This is a genomic window from Sulfidibacter corallicola (assembly GCF_017498545.1).
Classification (GTDB): domain Bacteria; phylum Acidobacteriota; class Holophagae; order Acanthopleuribacterales; family Acanthopleuribacteraceae; genus Sulfidibacter; species Sulfidibacter corallicola.
In genome coordinates this window covers 4,340,731-4,353,120 of sequence record NZ_CP071793.1, presented here as the reverse complement: position 1 = coordinate 4,353,120, position 12,390 = coordinate 4,340,731, and the positions used below count along the sequence as shown (strand labels likewise).

Genomic DNA, 12,390 nt, shown 5'->3' with positions numbered 1-12,390 from the left:
ACTATTCCTTGAACCGGTAACCTACACCCCGGACCGTCTCGATGTAATGGGCTTCGGGTCCCAACTTCTTGCGGAGCCCCACGATGATCGCATCCACCGATCGATCGGTCACGGCGTAATCCTCGCCGCGTGCCGCGCTCACGATTTGGGAACGCGTGTACACCCAACCCTGGTGCGAGGCCAGAAAGTGCAGGATGCGGAACTCCATGTTGGTGAGCTTGATGCGGCGATCGTCGACCCGGACTTCGCGCTTGCCGGGGTGGATCACCATCGCGTCCACGTTCAGGACCGCGTCGGAATCGGCCTGGGTCTTGCGGTTCCGCCGCAGCAGGGCTTTGATGCGAGCCAACAGGACGCGCGGGCTGAAGGGTTTGGTGAGGTAATCGTCGGCACCGATCTCGAGACCGGTGACGATGTCGGCTTCCGCGTCCTTGGCCGTGAGGATGATGACACTCACTTCGGCCGTCTTGCCGTTTTGTTTGATGAACTTGCAGACTTCCAGCCCGTCCATCCCGGGCAACATCCAGTCGAGCACGACGAGATTCGGTTTGAAATCAGGAATCGCCCTGAGGGCTTCCTCGCCGGAAGCGATGCCGTGGACCGTGTAACCTTCGCGGTTGAGATTGTACGTAATCAGTTCCAAAATATCACGTTCATCTTCGACAACTAAAATGCGTTCTTTAGGCATGAGCGTTCCTACCACTCTCTATGGGGTTGGTGCCCGAATGGGACACGTGAGAAAGGTGACGGGTTTGAATCCGGAATAGGAGGTCCTTCACGGAGCCGTTGCGGCCGTCGCGACGAGGAATCATGCGGGCAAAGACTCGAGTGCGAACAGGGAAGGCGAAAGCATTGGTCACGAACCAATCTCGCTGCAAATGTGAGGGGAGCTGCATGGTACCGAACCCTGTCGTCCCGACCGTGGAAACCGCGTTGATGAAGAGTGCTTGTGTGGCGCGGCGTGGGGAACACCTGGGCGCCTTCAGGCGGATCTTAACACAGCCGACCGGAGTGGGAAGGGCATTTCCCACGACCATCCCGGGCGGATCTATCCAACCTTTGCTCCGGCACTACTCAACCCCATTAAACACAACAGATAGATCCCTATCACGTTTTGTGAGACAATTGTGCGATTCGCATGGGGCGGCTCACGAAAGTTCACGGGGCGGCATAAAGTCACCCCGTCGGCAAAACGCATCGAACCAGGCAATTATCGCAATTTATCCACCTGTATCGATTTGGAATTTCGCGCTCACGAGCGGGGCGCCATAACCTGTCCCCCGGAGGGCCCACGACCCCAGTGCCCGAAGGTCGAGAGCGCCGTCGAGCCTGTAGGTGGAGCAGCCTGCTCTACCAATCGAAGCAACCCAAGCAACGAGAGGGACTAACGCCAAAAAGTGCAGCCCTGAAACCTCCCCAGGCACCATCACCGAAGTGATCCAATCATGCAGTACCCGCCTCATAAGAGCCGCGAACAAACGGGACGGGTACTCAGCTTGTTTTCGAGAAAGGAACAATGCGAAGCGACCTGGTCCGAGGAGCTCTCATGCGCGTCAGATGCTCAACCGATCGAAGCGGTTAAGCAAAGATCGAAATCGATCATCGAGAGATCTATCGGCACGACTTATCGGCTTCGCTCTTTTGCCATTCGATCTTGCGAAGCGTGGGTCGCTTCGTTTTGTCGGCCGGGCCGGCCAACCTACAAGCTCGACGTCTCTCTCACGATGCGGGAACCGGGAACGATGGTGCTTCGACAGGGTTCATCGGGCCGGCTTGCACTGCCTACACCGAAGGGTTAGCCGCTCACTTGGCCGCGGCTCCTGCCGGTTGGCCTGCCGGTTTGGGCTTGGCCGGGCCGGGGACCCGCGGGGCCACGCGATTGACGCCGCCCGGACGGTTCTGTTGGACGACCGGGAACTCGCCGGCCTGGCCCAGATCCAGTTGGGCCAGTTCGCGCATGGCATGTCGCTCCATGTCGCCGTGGCTCGGTTCGAACACCTTCAGTTGGCGCGACGACTCCAGCAGTAACCGCCAGATTCGGGCCGCGACACTGGGCTCGAATTCGTTCAGGCGATAGCGCTCGACCTCGGTCGTCAAGCCGCGCAGCAGCGCGTCGGCCCAGGCGGGCTGGTCGGCTTCCAGGCAGTAGCCGGCCACCTCGACCCGCATGCGCAGGGCGGTGCGTAGGTCCTTGGCCTCGGCGATCGCCGCCTGGCCGAACCGCATTCCCTCGCCGAAGGCATCCTTGCCGATCTTGCGCAGATCGCCGCGCAGAATGGCGGCCGGATCTTCTTCGCCGCCTCCGCCACCGGCGCCTTCCTTCATCAATTTCTCGACCCAGTCCTTGGTGACCGGGCTGGCGAACGGCATACCGCGCTGAAATTTGATGTCCACCAACTCGGGGCACTTGTCCAGCAAGCGCCGCGTTTCTTCCTTGATGACCGAGACCACCGCGTCGTGGCCCATGCCCGCCGCGGCTTCCGTCGCCCAGAACTGCAGGTCGAGCCAGTAGGGAAAGGCGCTGGTGAAGGCCTCGCACCGCGGCAGGATGCCGGCCCAGTTGCTGGCGCTGTACATGGTTTCCATGCTCTTGACGGCGTTGGCGTCCGGTGGGCGAATCATGGTTTCGCGGGTGGCGTTGTGGTTGGGCACCTTGGGCGACGACCAGGCCGCGATTCGGCGTATCTGGAAACCGTGGACCAGGGTGGGTTCGGCTTTTTGAACGTTGAGGGCGATTTGACCGAGGGCCTTGTACACTTCGTCCAAAGAAGCGTCGTCGCCCACCGTCGGTGCGGCTACGGGGGGACCCTTCGCCGCGGCCGGTTTCGGGGTGGGGGCGGCCGCGGCCGGAGCCGCCGGCGCGGCTGCCGGTGCCGGAGCGGCCGCTCGTGCCGGTTCTTCTTTCTTGGGTTCTTCCTTGGGGGCGGGAGGTGGCTCCGGTTTGGGCTCCGGCGCCTGCGCCAGCCACTCTTCCAGTTGATTGCGGAGCTTGCGGAAGTTGACGGGCGGATCCTGGAACTTTTCGTAGATCGCGTCCTTCAGTTTTTTGGTGGCGTCGATGCCGCGCTGCAGGAGCTCGCGGTCGGTCGATTTACAGGAATCGAAGCGTTCCAGGAGGCGCGCCTGGAACCAGTCGACGGCTCGCGCCCGGATTCGCTCCTTGCGCGCCGAAGGATACATGTCGTCCCAGAACTTGAGCAGCGTCTCGGCCGCGATCTCGGCACCGACGATGTAACCCGCGAGCTGGTGCTTGATCGTCCAGGCCACCCCGAGATAGGCCAGCAGGTTGATTTCCTTGGCCGTACTCTTCAAGAGCTTCAGGGTGTTTTCCTCCACCTTGTCCCAGTCGGGAGAACCGGTGCCCAGTGCGGACATCTTGGCGACTTCTTCCTTGATCTCACTGTAGTCGTCCTCGTACTTGGGATCTTCGCCGCAGGGTTCGGCATCGCTGATCGGTTGGAGAATGGCTTCTTTATGGGATTCGAGTTCTTCGATCACGATAGGGTCCTCGCTTGTGTCGCTCGATGGCGTTTCGAGCCGCAGGGATTCAGCTCACCGTGCGGCAATCGATAGGGGCCGTTGGGAACGGAGGCCGGGGATCCGGTACGGGGAATCGAGGCCCCGTCCGCATCAGTTGCGGCGCGAAGGATCATCCGACGCACCGTTTCCGTCGAAGTCGACTGAATTACCTTTTTTCCTGTTCTGAGAGGGCCGCACCGGGTTTTGCTGTCGACGTTTGGCTTCGGCCGCCATTTGGGCCTGAGCCTCTTCGACCTCCCAATCGCTGTATTCGCGCAGGGGCTCGTCCTCCACCATTTGATCGATTTGAGAATTGATGTGGTGGTGGTCGCTCTCGAAGGGGTCGGGTTCCTGGTCGCGAACGATCGGCTCCAGAGGTTGGGTGATGTCCATGTCGTCGTCTTCGGCGGCATTGGGGGTGAATACCGGATAGTTGCCCGTATTCCCCGCTGAATCGGCCTTTCTCTCGACGGGCCCGGTTTTGGCGCGGCTGGGCGCGCCCTGGCCGCTCTCCTCGGTGTTACCGAGAACCATCAGGGGATTGGCGTCGCTCGATCGGTCGCGACGGCCCGCCGGTGGTTCCCTGCGGACCGGCTTTTCATGCCGGGGCGGCGGCGGTTGACGCGGCGGCTCGGGCGATTGGGACGACTGGTTGAAGATCTCGGAGCTATTGAAGATATCCGATTGGTCGAACGAGTCGGAACGATCGAAGGAATCCGAGCGGTCCAGGGAATCGTCCGCGCTCACCCGCTTTTCGCGCGGCGCGGGCGCTGGGGCCGGGCTGGTCCCGGCTTCGCTCGGCATGGGGTTGGGCAGGGGCATGCCCCGGCGCGGCGTATCGCTCACCCCGACCGAGGCCTGGGTCGACGGCGGGGTCGCGGCGCTTTCGGTTTCCCCCTCGAAGGTCGGCGTGCCCTGTGGCGGTGAGGGGTGCCGGCTGGTCGCGATCGAGGCGGCGGGACCGTTGTCGGAGTCATCCTGGGGAGGGGCCTGGCCGCCTCCTTGATCCGACGGCGGGTCGCCCAATCCGGGAATGGTGCTGCGCGGAATGCGTTCCGTGGGCTCCTCGTTGGAGCGCTCGGCCGCGGCCGCGCGGGCGGCGACCTGAGCCGGATGATCGTGGGCGAGGCCGGGCACCGGCTCCGGTTTGCGGACCCGTTGAACCGGTTTCGGGGCCGGCGCGGGCGGGCTGGTGTCGCTGTCGCCACCTTTCGGTTCGAGAACGGGGGCCGGGCCCTGATTGGCCAGGCGGGGATCGTCGGGCACCGGCGGGAAGAACTTGATGTTCAATTCCGACACGCCGCGCGAGCCCAGATAGGCCAGGGAGGTGCCGCGGTGTTCGTCGCGCCAACGCGGGAAGGGCCAGAGAATCAGGCTGGGTGCACGCCTCAGTTGAAGGCCGTGAATTACCTCGATTTCTTCCAAAGCGCTGATTTCGCTGAGGTCGATGCGCACCAACATGCCCTTGTCGAATTCGTCGCGGGCTTTCAGTGCGAGGCCGTTCTCGTTGCGATCCCATTGGGCCGGTTCCAGCGGCGGCAACTTGTGCTGCACGCCGCGAACCCGGGCGTAGATATCGGTGGAGGTCTTGATGGCCCGCAGCTCGTTGTGCAGGTCCTCCAGGTAAGACCAGATGTGTTCCAGGATCTGCCAGAACACCGGATAGGCCATTTGTGCGAATTTGCGGGGTAACGGCATGGCAATCATGAAGGGAAAGGCGCGTTTTCCGTCGTCACTGTCCCAAATGCAGCCCACCAGGCTGGTCTTGTGCTCCTTCATGTCCACGTAGAACCGGCGCGCGGGCGACACGTAGGGTCGCGGCACGCCGGCTCTGATGAGGGTGTCGAAGCCTCGATCGAGAATGATCTTCCAGTCCGAAAAGGCGGGGCTGCAACTGGTGAAAAGGAAATCCTTGTAACCAGGTAGCTTGCCGTAAATACCAACGTTGAACGGTGGTATTTTGACCCGGCCGCGAAACCGGGCAAAAAATCCCATGATGATTACCTCGTCAGGATCCGGCTCCAGTCGGGAGGTGCCGGGATGGATCTCGAGGTCTTGAAGTGGAACAGACCCTTCACCTCGGTGTTGCCGGTATTCAACGGCAAGGTGATTTCTCGCGTGAACCGATCACGCGTGTCGTTGGCACTACTACCGTCCAGCGCGAAGGCAAAGATCCCGAGGTACCCGCCTTCGACGGTGACCAGGGATTCGGCACGGTTGCCGGGCGTATCGTTGAACAGGCGGAAGATCAGTTTGTCGTCCTCCGCGGAGTCGTTCTTGTCCAGTTTGGTGAATGAAGGTGAGTTGAGGCTGAGATTTCGGCCGATGAAGGCACCGCTCATCTCCACCAGGGTGAAGTCGGCGGTGATGTTCTTGGTCCGGCCCTGATTCACGAAGCCGGGTTTGTCTTCCATCTTATAGGAAATCTCGAGACCTTCGGAGATCATCGAACGAACGGCCTCCTCCCAGGCGAAGGCGTCTTCGAGGAAATTCTCCAGGCCCTGTTTCTTGATGTAGTTCTCCAGGGCGGGCGTGCGGTTATCGGGTTTGTAGAGGGCCAGGGTGTCGAACAGCTCGTCGAGACGTTCACGCGGCGTGATGCTGGGCGAGATGATCGCGCCTTCGCCGGTCTTGGGCGTGACCTTGACCTGCGAGTTGAAGCGCATGGGGAAGCCGACGCCGGCATCGCGCACGGCCTTGGTCAGCTTGCGCTTGTTCGCGCCGCATTGGGGGCAGGGATCCGAACTGCGCACGCGGAAGAAGAAGGCGTCGATGGCGTTGGTCGACCACTGGTCGAGGGCGTCCAAATGCGGCTCCAGGTAGACCGGAACGCTTCGTTTGTCGCCGTAGGCCTTGATCACGTTGTTCTTGATCTGCAGGTCGGCGTACTGTTCGAAACGCGCACTCAGGTAGAAGGATTCGTTGCGCTTCAGCTCGGCGTCCTTGATAGTGTCGAGCGAGGCCAGGGCGTTGCTGAAGGTCTTGAGCGCTTCCGTGATGCGGCTCGAGTAGCCCTCGGTGGCCTTGAGCGGGCCGCTTTCGGCGCCGTAGATGCGCAGGATGTTACGCTTGGGACGGCCATTGAACTCCCGCAGCAGCACGTCGTCGGGCAGTTTCACGAATTGTTGGAAGTTTTGGCCTTTTTCCGTGATCTGATCGAAGGTGCTGACGATCGAGCGCCACCGGTTGGGTGCGGCCGGAACTTCGGTCGGTACCGTTTTGAGCACCGCGTTGAGGGTGTTTTCTAACTGGCGCAGCTCCCGCTGGGAGGTGGCGTCGTAATAGCGTTTGATCGCCTCCTCGTAGCGTTCCTGGGCGCGGGGATCGTCCTTGTACATGTCGATGAATTCGTAGACGTCGGAGGTGAACAGGTCGCGCAGCAGGTCGATGCGGGTGGCCGCTTCGTTGAACAGGTTGTCGAGCTTGCCGTTCAGGTCCTTTTGGGAGCTGGCGATGCCGTCGTAGGGGACGTTGGTCTCGCCGAACTTGGCCATGTACCGCGCCACGATGTTCTTGTGGAAGTTGACGTTCAGGTCGGGATAGACCAGGTTGCCGTTGGGTCCGGGCGGGTATTCCTTGCGCGGATCGGGAAGCTGGTCGAGCTTTTGGAACCTCATTTTTTTGACGAATTGGCTCGCGGCGGGCAGGACGGCGCGCCGCTCCTCGAGTGCCTTCAGCGATTTGGCGGCCCCTTCGAAGAGGTCGCCCGCTTCGCCGATCAACGAACGTTCGCCATTTTCATCGGTGGCTTCCTCTTCCGGCTTGGGAAGCACATCCACGTATTCTTCGCCCATCGATTGGGCGATGCGAAGCCGGATTTCCTGGTAGGAGAGGTAGCGGTCGTTGGGATTGGCGATGATCTCCAGATTGGCGTCACTGAAGAAGGCGTTCAGTTCCACCAGCTTCTGGTGGTATTCCAGCCGATCGAGATTGGGTCGCTGAATCGCCGCGTAGGTGTTGTCCAGGTCTTCCATCAGGCCGGCCTTCTTGCGGTAGAGATCCAGCTCGTGTTGGGTGGCGTAGAAGACCTCGACCTTTTCGTCGAGACCCTTGTAGATCCCCGAGGTGCGATTCACCATGTAGCGCTTGAAGAAGGTGCTCAACTTGTCGGAGCTGCGGCTGTTGACCTCCACGAACCATCGTTCGAGGGTTTTTTTCAGGGTGGATTCGCCCAACAGCGCGGCCAGCTCCTCGTCCTCTCGATCCCATGCGGGATCGACCACCAGGTCGAGGAAGGGCGTGATGGTGGGATCCCTCAAATCGTCCAGCTCGCCCTTGGCCTGGGCGAACTGCCAGCGCTTGAGCTCTTTCAGGGCGTTGGTCAACAGCTCGAGTTCCTTGTCGCTGCTGACCGTCTGGTCGGCGTTGGCCACCTGGAACTCGCGTAACTGGGCGTCCACCTGGTCGAACATTTCGAGCATGATGCGGTCGAGGAACAGGTAGGCGAAGGTGTCCTGCAGGTGTTCGGTCAGGGCGTTCTGGCGCGTTTTGAAAAAGAGCAGGAATCCGCTGTCGCGGGTGCTGTTGACCACGAGTTTGAGATCGCTCAACGCCAGGTAGATACTGCGCCTGGCCGCGGCATCGCGGAAGAAGGAACCCTCGACCTGGGCCAGGGTGTGCATCGTCTGGTCGATCGCCTGTTTGGGCGGGTCCAGCCGTTTCGAGAGGCTGCGCCACATGAAGAAGACGAACAGCGCGCCCAGCAGCAGGATTCCCAGGTTGACCGCGTAGATGAAGCGGCGCTTCATCTTGTCCTTGCGCATCAGGTCGGCGGCGCGCTGGACCAGGCCCTCTTCGGGGAAGACCTTTTCCGAGTAGAAATCGCGAATGAAGAAGGCGCGCGAGCGAGTGAAGATCTTTTCCAGGTTCTCCGGCATGGCGCCGCCCTGGAACATGGCCTGACAGGCCTTGATGATCGGTTGACCTTCCTGCATGCCCGAGGTGATGTAGTAACCGCGGAAGTACAGGGGATCCTTGTAGACCGAACCCTCGAAGATGATGTGCATGTAGCGCTTGAGCGGTTCGCGAATGGTGCGGAATTCCTCGGGGAAAATGAAGGTCTTGTCCACGTCGTCGTGCAGGTGCGGTTGCGAGAAATGGCTGTTGCGGATCTGGTCGATGCGGGTCGCGATCTGGTTGAAGCTGTGCTCGAAAGTTTCCAGGCTGAAGCCGGTGCTCTGCTCCTGGTTGGACCAACCGAACATTTCGCGCTGCTGGTCGGCGTTCAGTTTGTTGAAGAACTGGGTGAAGCCGAAGATCTGGTCGCACTTGGTGATCAGGACGTAGACCGGGAACTGGATGGCCAGCATGCGCTGGATGTTGGCGAGCTTGTCGCTGATGTTGCGCGCCTTGGTTTCCAGGGTGCTGTCGGGATCGTTGAGCAGCGCATCCACAGGGATGACCAGGATGACGCCGTTGATCGGACAGTAGGGCCGGTATTTGGCCAGAAGACCCAGGAAGTATTCCCATTCGGCCGAGTCGGTGGCCGTGCCTTCCTGGAACGTGAAGCGTCCGGCGGTATCGAGGATGACGCCCTGCTCGGTGAACCACCAGTCGCAGTTACGGGTACCGCCGCCGCCCGAGATCGATTCGACCCCGATCGGGAACTTGAGCCCGGAAAACTTGAGCGTGGTCGACTTGCCCGACTGCGGTTCCCCGATCAACAGGTACCAGGGGAGCTGGTAGAGGTCGATCTTGGTGTCGCGCAGGTTGTCCATGGCCTCGGACCACTTTTCGCCCAATTCACCGACGGCGACCTTGACTTCTTCCTTGGACGGGCCGGCCGATTCCTCGAGTGCCTTGCCGAATGCGGCGCCTTTGCGCGATTCGCGATATTTGACGACCTTGTTGTAGATGAAAATGATGAGAAACACGACGGCGACGCCGATGGCCAGCGTGAGGGCCGCGTTTCTGCCCCAGCGCTGGTAGACCACGAACAGTGAGCCGAAGATGATCAGGACCACCGTCACGATTTTGGCGCTTCCGGGGATGAGGCGAATGAGGTCGAACAACTTGGTCATTGTTTGATTTCCTTGAGCTCTTCAAGCAATTTCTTGTCGCGGATTTGCAGCATGACTTCATCGGATTTTTCTTTGACGTCGTCGACCATGCTCACCCAGACGACCTGGTAGAACACGATCAGCATGACGAGAAACGCGAAGAAAAGGATCACCGAACGCCAGAGCGAAAACAGCGGATCCAGGCGCCGGGCCTTGCGGGCCACCACGTGGTAGGCCTCCGGCGAAAGCTTGATGTCGTTCTGGTCGATGCGCTGCGGCAACTGGCGGTACAGGCGCAGCAGGGTTTCCTCCCAGCGCGCTTCCTCGAAGGCCAGTTCGCCGCGGAAACCGAGAGCGAGGATGTAGAACCAGGCCTCGATCAAATCCACGTCGGCCGGCGTCAGAGACTTGATCAGCTCGTAACAATGGTTGCCGGCGATATTGGTCGCATAAAATTCGAGTTCCAGGACCGGCCAGTTGGGGCCTTCGCTCCAGGTGGAGCTGACGATGATTTCGTCGATCAGGGCGACCAGTCCGTATTTGATTTTTCCGTAGCGGGCGCTCAGGGCGGGATTGGAAACGACCACCTGGTCCATCCGGTCGAAAAGGACCTTGGCTTCGTGATAAAGCGTTTGGACCGGCGGCAGGCTCCCCTGATTCAATCGCTCGCGAAAGGTGGCGGCGAAAAGAAAGAGGTCACGGGTGACATCGCGAAGTTCCATGGGACTTACACCTATTGGGGGGTATGGCATTCACCAGAGAGCTGGGGGCGCTTGCCCGAGGGTTGCTGGGATTCGGACGAGATGAAACGGCCGTGGCCCGCGGGCAAGGCGTCGGGCGCCGTGCTCGCGGGCGGTGGTGGACGATGTCATTTCTTCTCGAGAACGTATAGGGTGACCAGATCCGCGAACTGGGTGCTGCCCCAAATGGAAAGCACGGGGTGGTCCTGGAGCTTGCGGAACAGGGCATGGCCCACGGGAATCTTGAAATAGTGATGGTGCGGCGAGGTGGGGATGTGACTGAGGTGGCGAACGGGGCCCTCCAGGTCGATCCCGCGCATGCGGCGCTGGTTGAGAATGGGAATGATGTTTTCGGGGGCGATCTTGAGGCCGCCGAGATGGCGAACCACCTCGTTTTCCTCGAGCTTTGCCTCGAAACATATGTAGTGGTCGTATTTTTCGTCGAACCAGCGTGCGTCGAATTCCACATTGAGCGCGTCGGCGCCGATCTCGAAGACGCGGGCCTCGTAGCTCATCTCTTCCAGCAGGGAGAGCAGCTTGATGAGGTTGGCGTGGGCCTTCTCGAAACAGGCGGCGAGGTTGTTGTGGTCGTAGACCGGTACTTCGATGAAGCGGTCGTCCTCGCAGTAGATGGACAGCATCCCGATGGTCTCGGCTATCTTGATATAGAGCAGGAACGGGTGAACCACCGCACCGCTGGAAAGCTGCATGAACGAGTTGGTGGCCACCGCCAGCGACTGGACCTTGAGTGCGTCGCGGGCCTTCATCAGGGTTGCGGTGTCCTTGTTCTTCCAATACTCGCGCAGGGTGCGGTTCTTGGCGATCAGGCGGTTGCCGGCTTCGCGCATGACGTGCTGCAGGTAGGACGAGGCCTTGACCGAATAGCAGGGCGGCACGTACTTCTTGTCCAGCTCGGGCACGCTGTTGTACTGACCCGACCGTTCGATTTCGGCGATCTTGATGACGTCGTATCCGAAGGTGGACTCACCGGAAAACAGGATCTTGGGATTGAAGAGCTTGATCTCCACTTCCTGGGCGTTCTTGCCCGTGACCAGGTCCTGGACTTCCTCGATCTTGGAAATGTAGCGGTACTTGACGCCGCCGAGGGGACGGCCGTCGTAACGCAGGACATTGGGTTCTTGGGTGTTGAGTTTGGGCAAACCCAGGAACACCTCGATCCGGCCCTGGTTGGTGTCCAGCCGTTCCTTGAACTGACGGTTCTCGATCACCGAGTTGCCGGGAAAGGTGATGCGCGCCCCGTCCGGGAAGCGGCACGCGATTTCCTCGATGTGCAGATTGTAGTTCTCGCAATCGCTTTCAGAGATCACCAGTTGGGAAACCCCGTAGAAATGGGGGTTGTAATCGGTGATGACGTGATTCTGGCGTTGTTCGAGGTCGAGAAAAGCCTGCTGAAAGTGGTGCGGCTGGACGAACAGCCCCTCACTCCAATTGATATCGCGGGCTGACAAGACATACCCCCTATCACCGCGCGAGCGGATTCATATGATTTCAGGCGGCGGAGTTAGCGGCTTCTCAGATAATCGTCGTAGACCGACTTGGACACGACCCGAATGCGGTCGCGCTCCACCAGCACGTAGATATCCTTGGCACGGTAGTGTTTGTCACCCAACACGAGCTTCTGCTGGTCGGCACCTTCCACGTCCGCGAAATCCACGATCACCATGAAGTCGTTGCGATCGTTACGGCGTTCGGCTTGGACCACCTCGTTCTGGGCACCGCGCAGGACGCGCTTTTGAATGCCGGTCAAGGTGTTCACGTCGTCGCTGATGAACCAATCCTCGGCCGTCATTCGCTCCAGTTTGACGCGCAACGATTCGTCCACCGGGATGACGTGGACCGGCAGGGCGCGGCCTTGGTTGGTTTCGGGCAAGCTGAGAAAATGAACATTGGAAAATGGTCGGGGGCCGAAGCAGGCGACCATTCCCAGGGCTAGAATACAAATCAAGAGATAACGCATGGGTACGCTCCGTTGTCACAACCTTGGATCTGGAGCACGGGGCGTTGGCCCGGCACTCCCAATTTAAGTCGTATCTGAAGTCGGTTTGGAAAACCTAGTCGCAATCATTCGTCGAGAGTCGCTGGTTTCAGACATTCCTTTCCTGGCTCACCAA

The 12,390-nt window shown here is 60.3% G+C and carries 7 protein-coding genes; all 7 read right to left on the bottom strand.

Translation table 11 applies throughout. The annotated features are described in order from the left end of the window. Position 1: 1 nt before the first annotated feature. Positions 2-688, bottom strand: a complete 687-nt coding sequence (locus tag J3U87_RS13080) for a response regulator transcription factor (RefSeq protein WP_237383490.1) — start codon at positions 686-688, stop codon at positions 2-4. A 1,115-nt stretch (positions 689-1,803) separates the two neighbouring features. Next, complete coding sequence (gene tssA / locus J3U87_RS13075) at positions 1,804-3,498, bottom strand: type VI secretion system protein TssA (RefSeq protein ID WP_237383489.1); 1,695 nt, start codon at positions 3,496-3,498, stop codon at positions 1,804-1,806. A gap of 132 nt (positions 3,499-3,630) precedes the next feature. Beyond that, entirely contained in the window at positions 3,631-5,514 is a 1,884-nt protein-coding gene (locus tag J3U87_RS13070; protein WP_237383488.1) for a TagF domain-containing protein, read from the bottom strand. 5 nt (positions 5,515-5,519) lie between these two features. Then, positions 5,520-9,539 carry a type VI secretion protein IcmF/TssM N-terminal domain-containing protein gene (locus J3U87_RS13065; RefSeq protein WP_237383487.1) on the bottom strand — a complete coding sequence of 1,340 codons (4,020 nt, stop codon included), beginning with the start codon at positions 9,537-9,539 and terminating at the stop codon, positions 5,520-5,522. Next, entirely contained in the window at positions 9,536-10,240 is a 705-nt protein-coding gene (locus J3U87_RS13060; RefSeq protein WP_237383486.1) for a DotU family type IV/VI secretion system protein, read from the bottom strand. Before J3U87_RS13060 ends, J3U87_RS13065 begins: the two co-directional genes overlap by 4 nt. A gap of 146 nt (positions 10,241-10,386) precedes the next feature. Next, positions 10,387-11,727, bottom strand: a complete 1,341-nt coding sequence (gene tssK, locus J3U87_RS13055) for a type VI secretion system baseplate subunit TssK (RefSeq protein ID WP_237383485.1) — start codon at positions 11,725-11,727, stop codon at positions 10,387-10,389. A 53-nt stretch (positions 11,728-11,780) separates the two neighbouring features. Further along, entirely contained in the window at positions 11,781-12,236 is a 456-nt protein-coding gene (locus J3U87_RS13050) for a hypothetical protein (RefSeq protein WP_237383484.1), read from the bottom strand. Between the last annotated feature and the right edge of the window lie 154 nt (positions 12,237-12,390).

Bases quoted from the DNA above. Each gene is read 5' to 3' on its own strand.
- J3U87_RS13065 (WP_237383487.1), bottom strand. From the start codon at position 9,539: ATGACCAAGTTGTTCGACCTCATTCGCCTCATCCCCGGAAGCGCCAAA.
- J3U87_RS13050 (WP_237383484.1), bottom strand. From the start codon at position 12,236: ATGCGTTATCTCTTGATTTGTATTCTAGCCCTGGGAATGGTCGCCTGC.
- J3U87_RS13080 (WP_237383490.1), bottom strand. From the start codon at position 688: ATGCCTAAAGAACGCATTTTAGTTGTCGAAGATGAACGTGATATTTTG.
- J3U87_RS13070 (WP_237383488.1), bottom strand. From the start codon at position 5,514: ATGGGATTTTTTGCCCGGTTTCGCGGCCGGGTCAAAATACCACCGTTC.
- J3U87_RS13060 (WP_237383486.1), bottom strand. From the start codon at position 10,240: ATGGAACTTCGCGATGTCACCCGTGACCTCTTTCTTTTCGCCGCCACC.